This window comes from Bartonella sp. ML69XJBT (assembly GCF_028618515.1).
In the GTDB taxonomy this organism is placed as follows: domain Bacteria; phylum Pseudomonadota; class Alphaproteobacteria; order Rhizobiales; family Rhizobiaceae; genus Bartonella.
The window spans coordinates 1-17,939 of sequence record NZ_JAQITB010000009.1; the positions used below are offsets into that span (position 1 = coordinate 1).

A 17,939-nucleotide genomic window follows, 5' to 3' on the forward strand; every position below is an offset into this window, starting at 1 on the left:
AAAAATACTAAAATAAAGTTATATTTTAGTATTTTTATTTATTTTCTCTCTATAAAATACATAAATTTACGCTATATTATTTATATTTTTATGATATATTTTATTTGATACGTAAAATTTTATAGAATAAATCTATATTCTAACAGGTGCGTTATTCGCTCTTCTTATTATACATTATGACCAAAAAGGGGTATTTATTTGATTTTTTTGTGTTTTAGCAATTTTATAGAATAATTGAATTGACAAAAAAGATTTTTGTACAATATGAAGCCTGTGTGCATGAGATCTCTATATCATGAGTATATGTGCTGTATCTCGGTTTTTAATTACTCGATTTTAAATTAAAGGAAACAAGAATGGAACATCATCCAGTCTTAGAGACTGAAAGCAATTTAGTTATTACATTAGTTGCTGATATTGTTGCTGCCTACGTAAGTAATAATTCTATTCGACCGACTGAAGTGCCAAGTTTGATTGCTGATGTTCATGCCGCTTTTCGTAAAGCGGGGAATGCAGATCTCATAGAAGCTGAAGTTGAAAAGCAAAGACCTGCGGTTAACCCAAAACGTTCGATTTTTCCAGACTATCTCATCTGTCTTGAGGATGGGAAAAAGTTTAAATCTTTAAAGCGTCACCTCATGACACATTATGGGATGTTACCAGAAGAATATCGTGAAAAGTGGCAGTTGGACAGTTCTTATCCTATGGTGGCACCTAATTATGCAAAAGCACGCTCAGCTTTAGCAAAAGAAATGGGACTTGGGCGCAAAAGTAAACGGAAAAAAACAAGTAAGGGCACTTTATAAAGAAGTAGATGCCTCTGGTATAGAAAAGTGTTTTTATCAGATGTTTTCTTGTGAAAATTTTTGCGTGGTTTTGCTACGAGATGCTTTTTTATACATAACTTTCATTACGAATTCGTTCAATCATCGATTTAAGTCCATTTGACCGTTGTGGTGTAAGATTTTCATTTAAACCAAGTGTTGCAAAGAGTCCTTCAGCATCAGCCTCGCGAATTTCCGAGGCTTTTTTCCCTGAATAGAAGGTAAGAAGAATATAGATAAGTCCGCGTACAATATGAGCATCAGAATCACCTTGAAACGTTATTATTGGATTTTCTGAATTATTACGTGAAGATAAAAGCCATACTTGGCTCACACAACCAGGCACTTTATGCGCATCGTTTCGGGCACTTTCAGGAAAAGGCGGTAATCCGTGGCCAAGTTCAATCACATAACGATAACGATCTTCCCAATTATCCAAGAGAGAAAAATTTTCTATAATATCATCGATCGTATCTGTCATAATTTCAGTCCTATCTTCTCTTGATGATCATATTGAATGTAATTGCTTGATAGATATGCTCATAAGTACTTATTCTTCTTAGCATAACAGCAAGGGTAAAGATTGAAAATTTGTATTTCAAGGGAGTGCTTGGAGGTTTTGTTTTAGCGTGGGCTCCCATCTTTCTGTCTTAGGAGTAACATCTGAGGGAGCTATTTTATTCTTGTTATTCAGTATTCCCCCTAAATATTCGTAAGTTGCTCTCGCACCATAATAAGCGCGTTCACCAAGTGAACTTAAAAACGACTTTCCAACTTTGCAAGCTTCTATATTACGATCACAGAATTTTCCTAAATCCTTCAAAGCTTCCTTAAAAGCAATAACCACATCACTTGTTGTTGTCTCACTATTTCTTTGCGTAGAGGAATGATTATTGCTCGGCTTTGCTACAAAAAATGAAATGATGACAAAAACAACAAACAAAAATAATAACAATTTTATCAAAAAACGTATCATAGGCAACCAATGTACCGTAACTGTAAATGAAATAGCAGTCTATATTCTTCTTCTTTATAAAAAATTTATAAAATAAGCATTTTATGAAACCGACCATTTGTTGAGAAAATTTACATTATTCATGATGCGGATATACAAAAATAAGAAGCATTCTCTTTTTATGTAAAAATTAACGTCAAAATTGCACAATCAAAAAAAGCGTTGAAAATAGGGATTTTACACTTCCATGATATATAATGAAGACAAATGCAACAGGAAAACTATGTTGTGATAACCAAATAATAGGTGAGAGATACAATACTGTACAAAATATGTTGCCATTTTTTGTTTTATAAAAAAGTGCAGTTATCAAATTATAAAGATTAAGATGCGAACCTATTCTCTTACAGATATTTTAAAAATCACTTTCGTTAAAATCTATAAAATTTATTAAATATTTATAGAGAGAATTTAGACTCAAACATATATAAAGTTGGGAAATTGTGTGCATAACACCGCTAAAATATACCCTTCCTGTACATATGAGATATTTAGAGAGGATACACACTGCTATGAGCTCTGCAGAGTAATAAGGAAATGTGTTTTTATTCGATTTCAAATATTGCCCAATATATTGCACAAGAAAAATGAGGAAATGACGGAGCAGATTTTAGTTTGATACATTATGTAATGATATGATTTATGAGTATAAAAAGTGGCATCGCTTAAGTAGAGTTTTTTTATGCGTACTAAAAATGCTATAGAATATAAACTTTAAGAAAATTGGATGAGAGCTACAGTTAATTTATCAGCTTGTACATTTACAGGATAATTTTACTCATTTTAATAATTTGTAAGGAAGAAACAACGATAGAGATATAATCTCCTCTCATAACACGAGAATAATTTATATTTGTTTCTCTGTAGGAAACAATCACAATTGGAATAAAAAATAAAAATAATGACAAAAAAACGAAAGACGCACAGAACAAAAAATGTGAAAAAGCGTAAACACTATAGTAGTATTGTTATAACTCTTTTTCTTATGAGCGGTCGTTTTCTTTTTTGGATAGCAAAAACATTTTATTTTTATACACGAAAAAATACTTTGTTTTTCATTGGAGCTTGTCTTTTTACCATTAGTTTTGGCTTTGTTTCACTTAACGCTTTATTTTTGCAAATGGCAATGCATCAGGATATCTTCACTAAAATGAAATTCACCTATGCTCAACAGATAGAGAAAAACTCTACTTTGTCTGAACAAGAAACAAAACTTCATGCAGGTTCTCGTGTTACTTCTGTAGTGTCTCCAAACTATCTCCGCAAAAATTCATCTTCGCATTCTACGTCAGAAAACATATTAAAAATACAAAAGAAGTTAGTAAAACTAGGACTTTATGATGGTCCTTTAGATGGACTAGAAGGTCCTAAAACACGTCGTGCCATAGCATTATGGCAACAACAATCGGCTCAGAAACTGCCAAGTAATCTTTTATCCAACTCTACAACAGATGAAATTGCGATATTAATTCAACAAAGCGAAATGGAAATGGCCAATGAAACAAAAAATATGCTGCACTCAAAAAAAACTGTTTTAGAGCCTCTTGTGGAAGATATTATACAAGTGCAAAAAGCTTTACGTATTTTCGGTAACAGGGAAGTTGTTGCCACAGGTATAGAAGATCAAAAAACGAGAGAAGCCTTAAAACAATTTCAAAAAATGTTTGATCTTCCTATAACAGGGAAAATTGATCAAGTTGTTTTGATAAAAATGCGCGAAGTTGGTTTGTTGCATTGAAGGTAAACACTTATCTTGTAAAGCAAATACTAAAAATATGGGATACTGTATTATTTTACCCTATGCTTGCTCTCATAATTCTATCAAAGGCATGCTTTCCTCTTTCCCAAACATACAACTCGTAATAGATTCCTAAAACTTCCACTTTTTTAGAGAAGAAAATGCAGAGTAGGTACAATTTATTCTCCATGTATAAATTAACGTATTGATTTATAAAGATAAATAATCGTTTTAAATCTGTACGAGTACACCTCATACAGTAGAATTCTCTGAGCATCCCTCTTTATTATAAATAGCAAAAAGCATCTGCTTACAGGTTACAAGAGGGATGAACCTATCCATAAAAATATTGAGGAAAGCAGTAAATATCCTCTTATGAATCATGTAAATGCAAGAACAACTATCACACAATGAAATAACTCAAAACTTTTACATCTTTTTTGCAATCGCCGCCTGCGCCGCTGCTAAACGCGCAATTGGTACTCGGAAAGGAGAACATGATACATAATCCAGGGCATTCTCTTCGCATAAAGCAATGGAAGCAGGATCACCTCCGTGTTCACCGCAAATTCCCAATTTTATTTTTGCACGCTGTAAACGACCACGCTGTACAGCAGTAGCAATAAGCTCTCCTACTCCATCACGATCAATGGATACAAAAGGATCTTGTTCTAAAAGTCCTTTTTGAAAATACGTTGCCAAAAAAGGAGCAGCATCATCACGTGAAATTCCAAAAGTAGTTTGTGTCAAATCATTTGTTCCAAATGAAAAAAACTCCGCAGTTTCTGCAATTTCACCTGCTCGAAGAGCAGCCCTTGGAAGCTCAATCATCGTTCCAACCATATATTGAATATTGCTTCCCTTTTCCTTCATCACTTCATCAGCTACCTGATCAATACGCGCTTTTACAAAATCAAGCTCAGCTTTAAGCGCAACAAGCGGCACCATAATTTCAAGTATAACAGGAGATCCAGACTTTTGAGCAGCTTCTGCTGCTGCTTCAAAAATAGCTCGTGCCTGCATTTGTGCAATTTCTGGGTAAGTAATAGCTAAACGGCATCCTCGTAATCCAAGCATAGGATTAAATTCATGCAACTGCTGTGCACGTTCAGAAAGTACGTCAGCAGAAACACCCATAGCCGTGGCAACTTCAAGAATTTCTGCATCGGTTTTTGGTAAGAATTCATGCAATGGTGGATCTAGCAAGCGAATAGTAACAGGCAACCCAGACATAATTTCAAACAATTCACTAAAGTCTGAACGCTGCATAGGTAAAAGTTTATCTAATGCTTTACGACGTCCGCTTTCATCATTACTTAAAATCATTTCACGCATGGCAACAATACGTTCACCAGAAAAAAACATATGTTCCGTACGGCAAAGTCCAATACCTTCAGCTCCAAAAGAACGCGCCATACGCGCATCAGACGGTGTTTCAGCATTGGCACGAACCCTTATACGTCGCATTCCATCAGCCCACTCCATCAATTTTGCAAAATCTCCACAAAGCTCAGGTTGCAGCATCGCAACCTTGCCTTTAAAAATTTCTCCACTTCCACCATCAATGGTAATGATATCACCCTTTTTAAAACTTTGTCCTGAAGCAAACATTGTGTTTGTATTATAATCAATTCGCACACTACCAGCACCAGCAATACACGGCTTTCCCATACCACGCGCAACAACAGCAGCATGACTTGTCATACCGCCGCGCGTCGTTAAAATCCCTTCTGCTGCATGCATACCATGAATATCTTCTGGACTTGTTTCTACACGTACCAAAATAACTTTGCGGCCTTCTGCAGACAGATTTTCTGCCTCTTCTGAAGTAAAAACAATTTCACCCGTTGCCGCTCCTGGAGAAGCAGGTAAACCACGTGCGATGATAAAACGTTCTGCCTTAGGATCAAGTGTTGGATGGAGAAGTTGATCAAGCGATTTTGCTTCAATGCGCCTCACCGCCTCTTCACGGCTTATCAGCCCCTCTTCAACCATTTCAATCGCCATCTTTAAAGCCGCACGAGCTGTTCGTTTTCCTGAACGCGTCTGCAACATCCATAATTTACCTTTTTCAATGGTAAATTCGAGGTCTTGCATGTCCTGATAATGCTGCTCCAGCTTTTGTGCAATCTGACATAGCTTCAAAAAAGCCTCTGGCATAATCTTTTCCAAAGATAGCTTATTTGAACCAGCAACAATACGCGCATTTTCTGTGATATTTTGGGGAGTCCGAATACCCGCTACCACATCTTCACCCTGTGCATCTACAAGAAATTCACCATAAAGTTCTTTTTGCCCTGTTGATGGATTGCGTGTAAAAGCAACACCTGTTGCGGAATCTTCCCCCATATTACCAAAAACCATCGCTTGCACATTAACTGCCGTGCCCCAACTTTCAGGAATATTATGTAAACGGCGGTAAGTCACTGCACGTGCTGTCATCCAACTTGAAAAAACTGCTCCAATCGCCCCCCACAACTGTTGTTCAGGATCTTGCGGAAAAGGCTTCCCTAACTGTTCTTCCACATATGCCTTATAAGAAAGAATAACATCCTTCCAATCATCCGCTGTCATTTCTGTATCAACAGTATAACCATTACGCGCTTTTGACTCATCAAGTATCTCTTCAAAATACGAATGCTCTAACCCTAAAACAACATTAGAATACATTTGAATAAAACGACGATAACTATCATAAGCAAAACGTTCGTTCTTCGTTTGTAAAGCAATTGCTTTTACAGTCGCATCATTCATGCCAAGGTTTAGCACTGTATCCATCATTCCTGGCATTGAAGCCCTAGCCCCTGAGCGCACAGAGAGTAAAAGAGGCTTTTTTTCATTACCAAATTCACGCTCTGTTAGTTCACCAACACGTCTTAATGCTTGCTGCACCACTTGCTGCAATTCTTCCGGATATGATTTGTTATTTGCATAATAAAAATTACAAACTTCCGTTGTAAGAGTAAATCCAGGAGGTACAGGCAAACCAAGATTACTCATTTCCGCCAAATTAGCCCCTTTGCCACCAAGAAGATTGCGTTCGCTCGCATTTCCTTCTGCACTGCCATCCCCAAAACTATAAACCCATTTTGCCATCCCACAAGTCCCTCTTATATCAGCATAAAAACACCATGTGTTCCAGATTCACCATTAAAAGCAATGATTCGATTCATCATGAGCCTAACCAAAGCAAATATCGCTTTATCAATGCACAAAACTAATTCTTTCAAAAGGGCAATGACAATAACTACTCATACCCTTCTTCACGTGGAGAAAATTTAGTTTTTAAGAAAACTATCAATTATCGAAGAAAACTCTTCTACCGACATGATACCTTCATACTTATTCCCATTGATAAAAAAAGTAGGGGTTGCTGTAACACCAAGCTCTTTACCACGCTCATAAGATGCATTCACTTCATCTAAAATAGTCTGATTTTTTAGACAAGAAGTAAAACTCTCATCTATAAAACCTGCCATGAGGCTAATGGCCTTTAATGGTGTTAGAGCATCTTTTACCCAAACCCACTCCTCTTGTTTTTGAAATAAAACTTCTATCAAAGGAAAATAGCGATCTTCTGGTACACATCGCGCCAACATAAAGCCTGCTGTTGCTCGGGGATCAAAAGCATATTCTCGAAAAATAAGTTTTACTTTTCCTGTTTTTATATATTTTTTACGAATTTCTGGAAGTACATCATTATAAAAATGTGCACAATGAACACAAGTCAACGAGGCATATTCAACAATTGTTACTGGGGCATCTCCCTCTCCCTCAAACCGATCCTTCACTTTTCTCGATTGAAGGACTTCAGCCATATCAACAGTTGAAACGAGTTTAGCACCACTCGCTAACGTGATCGTTGCACTGGTTTGTACAGTTATCGTTAAGAAAAAAATTATCCAGAAAGACAAAAAAGAACGATAGGCTATCATAAATAATACTTTTCTGTTGTTATTAAACGAATAAGAATCCAATACTCTCTCGTATATTAAAAGAAAATATATAAAATGTCTTATTATTTATTTTTTTCTGCGAAAATGCAACAGCCAAGTTTATAAAGCGATTGACGTAAACTCTCATTTTCAACTTTCTCAAGCATTTTGGCTATATGTTTTTTGTCCTTTTCATTCAGATTTGATTTCAACGTTAAGTGATTTGCTAGAACAGATACAGATCTTTGCTCAATCTTGATACGATCAATAGCAATATAGCCAAAAAAAACATTAATTCTATGAAGCAACTCTTTTGTTTCGTGCATTAATTTTAATGCTGCGAATCCTTCACATGCTATAACAAGTGTTGCTGGTTGAAAAACTTCATCTTGAACCGCATGACATTTCCAAATAATTTTAAGCGGCATTGTATGTTCACTCATATCATAACCTACAATCTGTGGCCAATGCTCTATAAGCGCAACATTCAACCCTGTCCGTTTACGTAAAACCGGATCAAGCATTTTGGATACCGTCTCAGAAAGAGAATAAAAATGGCGTTTTTTAAATTGTTTGCTCATTTCCCTAGATTACATATTCAGCAATGTACTCAATTACAAAAAATTCTTTTATCTCAAAACTATTTCCCAAAACATTTCATCCAATATTTAAAAATTCCAATTCTCACCTAACCAAAATTTCTATAACTAAAGAGGCAAAATGGAATATGAATTGCAAAGCACATGCTTTTTTCTTTTGCATTTTATATCTCCCTGTGGTTGAAAAAAAATCATGCATGAGATTTCTTTGCACCTTCTCTCTTGGTACGATAAAAAGCACCGGCATTTGCCATGGCGTATTACCCCTACGCAACAAACTCAAGGTATTCGCCCTGATCCTTATCGCGTTTGGCTTTCTGAAATTATGCTTCAACAAACAACTGTTGAAGCTGTAAAACCTTATTTTCAAAAATTTGTGAAACTTTGGCCTAACCTTTCTTCTTTAGCGAAAGCCCCACAAGATGATATCATGAAAGCATGGGCTGGACTTGGATATTATTCACGCGCACGAAATCTTAGCAATTGCGCTAAGCAGCTTGTGGAAAACTATGGAGGACAGTTTCCACAATCTATAAAAGCATTGCGTACTCTATCAGGTATTGGAGACTATACTGCCGCAGCCATTGCTGCAATTGCTTTTAATCATCCCGTAGCAGTGGTTGATAGTAATGTCGAGCGCGTGGTAACCCGCCTTTTTGCTATTGCTTCACTATTGCCAAAAGCAAAAGCTGAAATCAAAGAAAAAACACAAGAAATTACTGCTTTAAAGCGCCCTGGTGACTTTGCTCAAGCAATGATGGATCTGGGAGCAACCATTTGTACACCACGTAAACCGTCTTGTTGCCTCTGCCCTCTTTACACTTTTTGCCAAGCAGCAAAAATGCAAAGAACTGAAGCTTTTCCAGTTAAAGAGCCTAAAAAAGAGCGCCCTTCAAAAACTGGCGCTGCTTTTGTTGTTCTTAATGAAAATAGACAAATATATCTGGAAAAACGACAAGGCAAAAAACTCCTTGGTGGAATGACACAAATTCCTAATAATATTGGAAAGAACAACGAAAACGGTCTGCAAAATGCCCCCTTCACCGCCAACTGGCAATTTAAAGGACAAATTACACATGTCTTTACCCACTTTTCTCTGAAACTCGATGTTTATTATACTCATAGTGTCCACAAAATGAACCGTGAAAATGGCTGGTGGTGCGATATCCAAAATCTTGCCGAAGAAGCACTTCCTACTGTTATGAAAAAAGCCATTTCCGTAGCGATTCCCCATTCCTTTAGATTAAAATAATTCCATCACGCGTAAAAACGAATTTTTCAATTCAATACGTCGTGTTTTGTTTTATAAAAATCATTGATTTATAATGATACTCTGTCATTTTGTTCCTTGAATGAGAACCTCAAATATAGTGAACATTTCTCATTTCAAATTATCATGTAGCCTTGCTCGCGTTCAGTATCTACAGAGTCACGTTTCAGAAGTTTAGCAATAACACCTGTTATTTTCGAACTGCAAACGGGGTCAAGAATAATATCATCCGCCTACTAGAAAAATTAAAAAAACACTTGCTTGTACATCACAAGCAGGATGAATATATGCATAACAAAAACGATACGTCTCTTTACAAATCATCTCAATATAAAAGCGTAACATTTTAGAGCTTAATCAATATAATAAAAATTGCCTGCTCGGTTTATAAAACACCTGTTTTCAACATCTGTGAACGTATGATCATTCTTAAATTATCGATAGGTTTCAACCGTCCGTTTTCCTCATAATACCAAAAGGTCCAACCGTTACAGCTTTGCGAATCTTGAGCCTTTCTGCCCATTGCATGAATAGAACCAGCTTCACCACCGTGCATGATCGTGCCATCAGCTCTTACAATAGCAGATACTTGCTTCTTGCGATCATAAAGCACTTCTCCAGGATAGAGTAAACCTGCTTCAAGCAAACTGTTAAATGCTACACGCGGTTCGGCTTTTTTTCTATCCAAAATTGCCAATTCTGGTTTGTCTAAAGGTGTGATCGCTGCAATCCTTTCACACGCCGCATCAATATAATCCTGCTCACGTTCAATACCCACAAAATCACGTCCCAAAAGTTTGGCCACAGCGCCTGTTGTTCCCGAACCGAAAAACGGATCAAGAATAACATCACCAGGCTTACTAGAAGCCATAATAATACGAGCTAATAATGCTTGTGGTTTTTGTGTTGGATGCAATTTCCGCCCTGCCTGATCTTTTAAACGTTCAGCTCCCGTGCAGAGAGGGAAAAGCCAATCTGAACGCATTTGTAGATCTTCATTGGCAGCTTTTAAAGCATCATAATTAAATGTGTATTTTTTATCCTTTTGATCTCGAACAGCCCAAATCAGCGTCTCATGAGCATTTTGAAAGCGACGTCCCCGAAAATTAGGCATGGGATTATTTTTGCGCCAAATGATATCATTAAGCACCCAAAAACCTAAATCCTGTAATGCCGTACCAACCCGAAAAATATTATGGTAAGATCCTATAACCCAAAGCGTCCCATTGGGTTTTAATACACGACGACAAGCAAGCAACCATGCACGCGTAAAAGCATCATAAGCAGCAAAACTTTCAAACTGGTCCCATGCGTCATCAACTGCATCAACAAGTGAATGATCCGGACGATAGAGCGCACCATCCAATTGCAAATTATAAGGAGGATCCGCAAAAATCATATCAACTGAATGTTTTGGAAGTTTTTCTAGTACTGCAACACAATCTCCTTTGAAAATTTTATTGCGCCATGGCATCTGTGAGGGTGTACGAATGAAATCTTTTTGAAGATGAATAACTGTCATGAAAAACCCAACAAAATGAACTGAATTTACCCTATAATCAATCAAAATGGTTTATAGGCCCGCATTATCAGTGTATATTTACAAAATAGAGTAAACGTATCGTTAAACTTCTAAAAAATTGATACGCATTTTTGTTTTTTTAAGAAAAGTAAAGAGATTTCTCATTGACAAGTCCCTCTTTTCTTCCCTTCAATGCACGACTCCCATATTTTTTCTACATGAAAGGAATAAGAATCACTTTCAAAGTATATTTTTATGAAATAAAGTCTTCTCAATGGTATTTTCATAAAAATTTTCAAGCTATCAATTGGATGTAAAGGAAGCTCTCATGCCTCAGATAGATCTCATTATTTTTGATTGTGATGGAGTTCTCGTAGACTCTGAATATCTCGCAGCAAAAATTGGATCTCAGTTACTGAAACAAACAGGATATGAAATATCGCCTGAAGAATTGAGTAAGCGTTATGCTGGACTTATCTTTCGCGATATTCTTCAACAAATTGAACAGGAAACAGAAAAACCAATTTCTGCTCAACTCATAGATCAAATGTCAAATCTTTTTCGAGCACAAATAAAAACTGAACTACGTGCTATCGATGGCGTAAGAGAAGCAGTAGAAATCATTAAAACTCGCTATCCCTACTGCATCTGCTCTAATGCAAAAAGTAAAGATATAAAAGAGATGCTCACTGCCGTTGATCTCTACGATCTTTTTCATGATAAAATATTTTCTGCCCCTGAAGTTGGAACAAAAAGAACAAAACCCGCCCCTGATGTTTTTCTTTTTGCCGCACAACAATTACATGCAAAGCCAGAAAACACTATTGTTATAGAAGATTCACTGCATGGCGTCCATGCTGCATCAGCAGCAGGCATGCGTATCATTGGTTTTTCAGGAGGATCACACAGTTATCTTGGCCACTCTAATGCACTTGCAGAAGCTGGTGCTGAAACAGTTATCACCCAACATATTCATTTAGGAGAAGTTTTAGAGGCAATGGCAGTATGGCAAGATCTATCATAAAACATCGCGTAAACATACCTCAGTGAATAAACTCTCTCCATAACCTTTTTATCAATATGTTTTTACCTCTGTTAAGGCATATCTACAAAAGCTAAGATATAACCCCATTGGTTAAATCTGATAAATGACTCGTGTGTCTCTAAATAACTCGTGTGTAACATTGTCATAATTTATGAAAACTTATCTCTACTCAATATGCATTCTGTTTATTGTGTATAAAAACTACACACTTTGCTACATATCTACAATAAAATATCATTGATAGAATTAAAAATGAACTCTTCCCTTATAATAGTATAACTAAACATAAATTTAGATAATATAAACACAGATTTTATAATACATTTCATTAAAAAACATCATAGTGAAGAAAATTTCATCAAAAAATAGCATTTTATTTAAAATAATATATTTTTTTTAAAATCATATAAAAATTTTTTATATCTACATTTAATACATATTGAATAATAAATGATAATAAATAAGTTTACTATTAGCTATTTTGCAATATGTCTTACAAAATCAATTTTATAAATGATCATCAAAATTCATTTATTATACGATATAATTTATATTATAATAGTATAGTTTGATTATATCAACTTATATGTAATTAGTGTAAGTGAAAAAATATTTCTAAAATTTTAACTGATAAAAAAACATAATAGATATTCTATCTAAATGGTTCAAAATGAAGTTTTTTTATAATTTATATCACTTTAAATAATAATATGTATTTAGTAAAGTTTATACATAATTATCTTAAATAAAATTCAACTTACAAATTGCTTATGCTCTTATAGTAAAAAGCACAAAATGATTATTTTTTTATTGACTATAAATTCATAATGAATTATAGAACTACAGATGGTGCAATCTGTGATTACGCTTTGTATTCATTGTGCTATACATAGCAGACATCTTCAGATGCATTTCTCTATTCGTATCTATGATAGTAAAAAGTATTTGAGGTAAAAAAATATGGTAAAAGTATTCAATATTCTTATTGCGGCTACTTTTTTTCTTTCACAAGCTGTAAATGTAAACGCAAGTCATTTAAGAAATGCTCCTCATGAAGAGGAAGTAGCAAATTATGCAATGGAACAAGTGAACGATACAACATCTACAGCAATTCGCATGGCTGCTCTCCATGTTCCGGCAGTAAGCTACAGCACGACGACTGAAACCGCCAGCGAAGGAAAATTTGAAAAGGTAGTGGAGCCCATGACTATCGCAGCAGCAGTCATGCTAGGTGGATTTGTATTAAGCAGCATCACTTCAGTAATAGGATGGATAAAGGATATAGTCTCTATCTTTAAATAAAAATTCCTATGATTAAGCCTCAGAAAAAAGATTTATTATGTTTTTATAGAGATTCATAAAATACATAATAGAGTAATTTTTCTCACTCTAAATAGCAAAACACTAAGAAAGACATTCTATCCTCTGTATTCACTATGATACTGATAGATTGCCCTATCAGTTGTGAGGATAGAATGTATTTGAGGTAAAATTATGACAAAAATGTTTAAAAATTACATATTAAATATTTTTATCGTAACAGTTTTTTTCCTTTCACAAATTATAAATGTTCATGCAAATTATCTAAAAAATATCTCTCAAAAAGAAGAGAGTGCTCATTGTGTAATGGGAAAAAATAAAGCGCCCCGTATCATTGCATTTGATTTTCTAAATTCAAATCATAAAATAAAAAATAAAGATAATGTTGAGATCAAAATTGAAAAAGTCCTTGAACCCGTTACAATAGGAACCTTTGGGATTGGAATTGCACTTGGTTATGCATCAGGTACAGTGGGATTGCTCTTAGGATGGATTATAAAAAAAATAGTAATGATTTTTAAATCATCTCGTTAAAATCAAAATTTTAGTATAAATCGTAAGAAATAGATAATCTATCTATTCATTAATTATCTATAATAAAAATTAAAATATTTAAAAATCATTTATATAATTTTTCTTTAAATTAATTCCCTTACGATTGTATTATATTGTATTTAATAAAAATATAAATTGAGGTAAAGTTATGATCAAAATAGTTAAAAATAACTTACTAAGTGTTTTTATAGCAGCTGCTTTTTTTCTTTCACACGTTGTAAATACTCATGCAAATCATTTCAAAAGTGATCGTCAGAGAGAAAATATTGCTGTTGCTGTCATGGAACAAGGAAAGAAAAAAGCTGTCAATATTGCCTCTCTCTTCTCTGCACCAAATGCATTTCATGAAACAAAAAATGAAGTTACTTTTGAAGGAAAAATAGAAAAGGTTTTTGAGCCTATTACGTTGGGATTTTTAACGACAACAGGAGCTCTTGGTGTGGGTTTTGTAACCGGACTTCTTATGTCCGTATTGAGTGCGATAATCGGATGGGCAGTAGGTATAACTAAAGCTAAATAAGAAAAAGTTATTTGCTTACTTTTCTCTACTTTCAAAGTAGCAATTAAATTGCAGTCTGTCTTATTATAAATAGTAGGCAGACTGTTTTTGTGCTTTCTATGTATAATCTAACCTCTTACGAATAATATGGTGGAGTAAATAATCCCTTCTAAACTGAAAACTGATCTTGAGATGGAACAAAAATTGCTCTAGATGTATAATTTATGTATAGAACGCCATGAAATTACCTCATAAATTTTCCAAGATAAATCATAAGATACTCTTTTAAAAAATTAATTTCATATAAATTGTTAATTAAAGTAAGAATAAACAATACTTAAGAACAATTGCGTTTTGGCAAGACACGTTCTCGATGAACGGTTACCTAAATATTGATCTTATGCTGGTAAGTGTGATGGTAAGTATGAACTACAAAACAAGCGAAGGAAAATAGAAAAATATTTCTCGTCCATGAAAAAATTTTATGAATATTCAATGTATTATGTCTCAATATTCGAAAAAGCGAGTTCTACTGAGTTGTTTATAAAAATAAGAAAACACACTTCTATTCATTTCATAATTTAAATATTATTAAAAACATGAAATAAATAAATCTACCAAATTTTTGGGACTAAACGAAGGAAAAAAACCTATGAAATATATCAGCACGAGAGGTGAGGCTCCTGCTTTAGGCTTTACTGAAACTATCATGACTGGACTGGCTAGTGATGGAGGGCTTTATCTTCCAGAAAAATTTCCTCAATTATCATTTGATGCATTACGAGCGCTTCGTGGTCAATCCTATGCGACAATTGCTAAAACCATTCTTTGGCCTTTTGTGAATAACGAAATTGAATATAATTCTTTTGAAAAGATGATTGCTGAATCTTATGCTGTCTTTCGTCATCCAGCCATCTGTCCGTTACGACAAACTGGAACAGATGAATTCATCCTTGAGCTTTTTCACGGCCCTACTTTAGCATTTAAAGATGTTGCAATGCAGTTTCTTTCTCGACTAATAGATAACATTCTGACTAAAAAAAAGAAACACGCAACAATTATCGCTGCCACATCAGGTGATACAGGAGGTGCTGCGATACAAGCATTTGCAGGAAGCGAAAACTCAGATGTTTTTATTTTATTTCCCAAAGGATGCGTATCACCCGTTCAACAAAGGCAAATGACAACCAATCAAAGTACCAATATTCATGCCATCGCCATTGAAGGAAATTTTGATGATTGCCAAGCGCTCGTCAAAGCAATGTTTAATGACCATAATTTCCGACAAAAAAAAGCACTTTCAGGAGTTAATTCCATAAATTGGGCGCGTATTATAGCGCAAATTGTTTATTATTTTTCATCTGCACTTTCCTTAGGTGCTCCAGATAGAGCTGTCTCCTTTACTGTTCCTACTGGAAACTTCGGTGATATTTTTGCAGGTTATGTTGCTGCTCGTATGGGATTACCCATTGCCAAACTCATCATTGCAACAAATGATAATGATATTCTTGTGCGCACATTAACCAGTGGTACTTATGAAATACAACCAATAACCCACACAACATCACCTTCTATGGATATTCAAGTCTCTTCTAATTTTGAACGTTTACTGTTTGAGAGTGGTGAACGTGATCCATTGTGGATTCGCAATGCAATGGAAAACTTGAAAAAAACAGGATATTTTAATCTTAACGAAAAGCAGCTTAAAAATATTCGTTCTCTTTTTTCTGCTGGGAAAAGTAGTATAACGGAAACAGCACAAACAATTGATAGTGTTTATAAGCAAAGTGGTTATCTCATTGATCCACATACAGCTGTTGCGCTTAAAGTGGCACGCGAAAATAAACAACCCCATATTCCAATGATCGTTCTTGCTACCGCACATCCTGCTAAATTTCCTGATGCTATCAAAAATTCCTGTGGACTCAATGTCCCTCAACCTCCTTGTCTCAATGATTTAATGGAACGCGAAGAACATTTTATAGGTCTTGCTAATGATGAAAAAATAATAAAAGATTACATTTCTCTTAAATCGCGTGCATCTTATTAAATTTAGCTGCATTAATTCAAATCAACAATATTCCAATACTCTTAAAATGCGGTATTGGTCCTGTTTAATGGAGTAGTGAACACATGGGTGTAGATATCAGTCGCCTTAGTAATGGTTTGACTATCGCCACACATACAATGCAACAAATTGAGAGTGTAGCACTCGGGATATGGGTGAAAGTTGGCTCACGCAATGAGTCCTTCACACAACACGGTATCGCCCATCTTCTTGAACATATGGCTTTCAAAGGAACGGAAAATCGTACAGCTTTCCAAATTGCAAGCGATATTGAAGATGTTGGTGGCGAAATTAATGCCACAACCAGCACCGAAACAACAGCCTATTTTGTCCGCGTTCTCAAAGGCGATATCCCACTTGCTATTGATATTCTCGCTGATATTTTGATGCATTCAAAATTTGACGAAGAGGAATTAGAACGAGAAAAACAAGTTATCCTTCAAGAAATTGGTGCCGCTCATGATGTTCCTGATGATATTGTTTTTGACTACTTTACTGAAACAGCCTTTCGTCACCAATCGGTTGGGCGCTCGATTTTAGGAACACCAGGAACAATTCAATCATTTACCTCTGCTGACCTTCATAATTTTATGAATAAACAATACAGTGCAGACCGTATGATCATTGTGGCAGCAGGAGCTGTGCAGCACGAAAATTTCTTGCGAGAAGTTGAAAGCCGCCTTAGTACTTTTCGCCCTCATTCAACAGCCCCTCTTACAAACCTTGCCAATTACGTTGGCGGTGACTTTCGCGAATATCGCGATTTAATGGATACACAAATTGTTCTAGGGTTTGAAGGGCGTGCTTATCATGCACGCGACTTTTATGCTACCCAAATTCTTTCCATTATTCTTGGCGGTGGCATGTCCTCACGTCTTTTCCAAGAAGTAAGAGAAAAACGTGGATTGTGCTATTCTATTTATGCTTTTCATTGGGGATTTTCAGATACTGGACTGTTTGGCATTCATGCTGCCACGGGACAAAAAGGGCTTAAAGAACTGCTTCCCGTAATTCTTGATGAGCTCTCTCAGGCAGGAAAAAATATTCATGCCAATGAACTCCAACGTGCACAAGCGCAATATCGTGCAAACCTTACCATGTCGCAGGAAAATCCATCCAGTCAAGCACATCTTATTGCCCGTCAAATGCTTCTTTACGGTCGACCAATTCCTATATCCGAAACAATTGAACGTTTAGATCTCATTACTCTTGCAAGATTAACTGATCTAGCACATCGCCTTTTTATCAATTCCACTCCAACATTAGCCGCTGTAGGTCCCGTTGGACCCATCATGAATTTTGATGATTTAACATCAATTCTTTCCTGCAAAATAAAGTAAGATTAAAAATATTCTCAATGTGTTCGCACATATGAGATATATAGAAAATTACTTTTAAAAGCAGCAGTATAATAACATACACAGATTTTATGTTAAAAAATTTTCACAAAAACTCTTTTTGCTAAATAAGTTTGGGAAATATTTATCAAAAAGCTGTACCAAACTACCCAATCCCCACTTCATGTGATAAAGTATTTGATAAGCAGAAG

15 protein-coding genes are annotated in these 17,939 nt (G+C 35.3%); 9 read left to right on the top strand and 6 right to left on the bottom strand.

Going from position 1 to position 17,939, the window contains the following annotated elements; translation table 11 throughout:
- Window positions 1-356: 356 nt before the first annotated feature.
- Window positions 357-806, top strand: a complete 450-nt coding sequence (locus PVV68_RS04385) for a MucR family transcriptional regulator (RefSeq protein ID WP_273720731.1) — start codon at window positions 357-359, stop codon at window positions 804-806.
- An 88-nt stretch (window positions 807-894) separates the two neighbouring features.
- On the opposite strand, the gene PVV68_RS04390 is transcribed toward PVV68_RS04385, so the two are convergent.
- Both PVV68_RS04390 and PVV68_RS04395 read right to left on the bottom strand, forming a co-directional pair.
- The gene (locus PVV68_RS04390; RefSeq protein ID WP_273720732.1) at window positions 895-1,305 is read right to left on the bottom strand and encodes a SufE family protein; all 411 of its coding nucleotides are present in this window, start codon (window positions 1,303-1,305) and stop codon (window positions 895-897) included.
- A 117-nt stretch (window positions 1,306-1,422) separates the two neighbouring features.
- The gene (locus PVV68_RS04395; protein ID WP_273720733.1) at window positions 1,423-1,800 is read right to left on the bottom strand and encodes a DUF5330 domain-containing protein; all 378 of its coding nucleotides are present in this window, start codon (window positions 1,798-1,800) and stop codon (window positions 1,423-1,425) included.
- A 940-nt stretch (window positions 1,801-2,740) separates the two neighbouring features.
- Here PVV68_RS04395 and PVV68_RS04400 point away from each other — a divergent pair.
- Window positions 2,741-3,577, top strand: coding sequence for a peptidoglycan-binding protein (locus tag PVV68_RS04400; RefSeq protein ID WP_273782680.1), 837 nt, complete (start codon window positions 2,741-2,743; stop codon window positions 3,575-3,577).
- Window positions 3,578-4,006: 429 nt separating this feature from the next.
- Here PVV68_RS04400 and ppdK read toward each other — a convergent pair whose 3' ends face one another.
- From ppdK to PVV68_RS04415, 3 genes are all read right to left on the bottom strand, one after another.
- A complete protein-coding gene (gene ppdK, locus PVV68_RS04405; protein ID WP_273720735.1) occupies window positions 4,007-6,673 on the bottom strand; it encodes a pyruvate, phosphate dikinase in 2,667 nt (888 codons plus the stop codon).
- A gap of 182 nt (window positions 6,674-6,855) precedes the next feature.
- On the bottom strand, window positions 6,856-7,512 hold the full coding sequence (locus PVV68_RS04410) for a DsbA family protein (protein ID WP_273720736.1): 657 nt from the start codon (window positions 7,510-7,512) through the stop codon (window positions 6,856-6,858).
- Window positions 7,513-7,595: 83 nt separating this feature from the next.
- Window positions 7,596-8,093: a DUF721 domain-containing protein gene (locus PVV68_RS04415; protein WP_273720737.1), complete on the bottom strand. Its 498-nt coding sequence runs from the start codon at window positions 8,091-8,093 to the stop codon at window positions 7,596-7,598.
- Window positions 8,094-8,304: 211 nt separating this feature from the next.
- Here PVV68_RS04415 and mutY point away from each other — a divergent pair, with 211 nt between their 5' ends.
- Complete coding sequence (gene mutY / locus PVV68_RS04420) at window positions 8,305-9,363, top strand: A/G-specific adenine glycosylase (RefSeq protein WP_273782681.1); 1,059 nt, start codon at window positions 8,305-8,307, stop codon at window positions 9,361-9,363.
- A gap of 403 nt (window positions 9,364-9,766) precedes the next feature.
- On the opposite strand, the gene PVV68_RS04425 is transcribed toward mutY, so the two are convergent.
- Window positions 9,767-10,855, bottom strand: coding sequence for a site-specific DNA-methyltransferase (locus PVV68_RS04425; RefSeq protein ID WP_404978434.1), 1,089 nt, complete (start codon window positions 10,853-10,855; stop codon window positions 9,767-9,769).
- A gap of 376 nt (window positions 10,856-11,231) precedes the next feature.
- Between PVV68_RS04425 and PVV68_RS04430 the strand changes: the two genes are divergently transcribed.
- From PVV68_RS04430 to PVV68_RS04455, 6 genes are all read left to right on the top strand, one after another.
- Window positions 11,232-11,927 carry an HAD family phosphatase gene (locus PVV68_RS04430; RefSeq protein ID WP_273720740.1) on the top strand — a complete coding sequence of 232 codons (696 nt, stop codon included), beginning with the start codon at window positions 11,232-11,234 and terminating at the stop codon, window positions 11,925-11,927.
- A gap of 981 nt (window positions 11,928-12,908) precedes the next feature.
- On the top strand, window positions 12,909-13,250 hold the full coding sequence (locus PVV68_RS04435; RefSeq protein WP_273720741.1) for a hypothetical protein: 342 nt from the start codon (window positions 12,909-12,911) through the stop codon (window positions 13,248-13,250).
- Between the two features lie 192 nt (window positions 13,251-13,442).
- A complete protein-coding gene (locus PVV68_RS04440; protein ID WP_273720742.1) occupies window positions 13,443-13,802 on the top strand; it encodes a hypothetical protein in 360 nt (119 codons plus the stop codon).
- Between the two features lie 169 nt (window positions 13,803-13,971).
- Window positions 13,972-14,343, top strand: coding sequence for a hypothetical protein (locus tag PVV68_RS04445; protein ID WP_273782682.1), 372 nt, complete (start codon window positions 13,972-13,974; stop codon window positions 14,341-14,343).
- Window positions 14,344-14,974: 631 nt separating this feature from the next.
- On the top strand, window positions 14,975-16,372 hold the full coding sequence (gene thrC / locus PVV68_RS04450; protein WP_273720744.1) for a threonine synthase: 1,398 nt from the start codon (window positions 14,975-14,977) through the stop codon (window positions 16,370-16,372).
- Window positions 16,373-16,455: 83 nt separating this feature from the next.
- Window positions 16,456-17,730 carry a pitrilysin family protein gene (locus PVV68_RS04455; protein ID WP_273720745.1) on the top strand — a complete coding sequence of 425 codons (1,275 nt, stop codon included), beginning with the start codon at window positions 16,456-16,458 and terminating at the stop codon, window positions 17,728-17,730.
- The last annotated feature ends 209 nt before the right edge of the window (window positions 17,731-17,939 follow it).

What these genes read in the sequence shown, in the direction of transcription:
- mutY (WP_273782681.1), top strand. Translation starts at nt 8,305, where the DNA reads ATGCATGAGATTTCTTTGCACCTTCTCTCTTGGTACGATAAAAAGCAC.
- ppdK (WP_273720735.1), bottom strand. Translation starts at nt 6,673, where the DNA reads ATGGCAAAATGGGTTTATAGTTTTGGGGATGGCAGTGCAGAAGGAAAT.
- PVV68_RS04425 (WP_404978434.1), bottom strand. Translation starts at nt 10,855, where the DNA reads ATGCCATGGCGCAATAAAATTTTCAAAGGAGATTGTGTTGCAGTACTA.
- PVV68_RS04415 (WP_273720737.1), bottom strand. Translation starts at nt 8,093, where the DNA reads ATGAGCAAACAATTTAAAAAACGCCATTTTTATTCTCTTTCTGAGACG.
- PVV68_RS04440 (WP_273720742.1), top strand. Translation starts at nt 13,443, where the DNA reads ATGACAAAAATGTTTAAAAATTACATATTAAATATTTTTATCGTAACA.
- thrC (WP_273720744.1), top strand. Translation starts at nt 14,975, where the DNA reads ATGAAATATATCAGCACGAGAGGTGAGGCTCCTGCTTTAGGCTTTACT.
- PVV68_RS04455 (WP_273720745.1), top strand. Translation starts at nt 16,456, where the DNA reads ATGGGTGTAGATATCAGTCGCCTTAGTAATGGTTTGACTATCGCCACA.
- PVV68_RS04445 (WP_273782682.1), top strand. Translation starts at nt 13,972, where the DNA reads ATGATCAAAATAGTTAAAAATAACTTACTAAGTGTTTTTATAGCAGCT.
- PVV68_RS04390 (WP_273720732.1), bottom strand. Translation starts at nt 1,305, where the DNA reads ATGACAGATACGATCGATGATATTATAGAAAATTTTTCTCTCTTGGAT.
- PVV68_RS04430 (WP_273720740.1), top strand. Translation starts at nt 11,232, where the DNA reads ATGCCTCAGATAGATCTCATTATTTTTGATTGTGATGGAGTTCTCGTA.
- PVV68_RS04385 (WP_273720731.1), top strand. Translation starts at nt 357, where the DNA reads ATGGAACATCATCCAGTCTTAGAGACTGAAAGCAATTTAGTTATTACA.
- PVV68_RS04435 (WP_273720741.1), top strand. Translation starts at nt 12,909, where the DNA reads ATGGTAAAAGTATTCAATATTCTTATTGCGGCTACTTTTTTTCTTTCA.
- PVV68_RS04410 (WP_273720736.1), bottom strand. Translation starts at nt 7,512, where the DNA reads ATGATAGCCTATCGTTCTTTTTTGTCTTTCTGGATAATTTTTTTCTTA.
- PVV68_RS04400 (WP_273782680.1), top strand. Translation starts at nt 2,741, where the DNA reads ATGACAAAAAAACGAAAGACGCACAGAACAAAAAATGTGAAAAAGCGT.
- PVV68_RS04395 (WP_273720733.1), bottom strand. Translation starts at nt 1,800, where the DNA reads ATGATACGTTTTTTGATAAAATTGTTATTATTTTTGTTTGTTGTTTTT.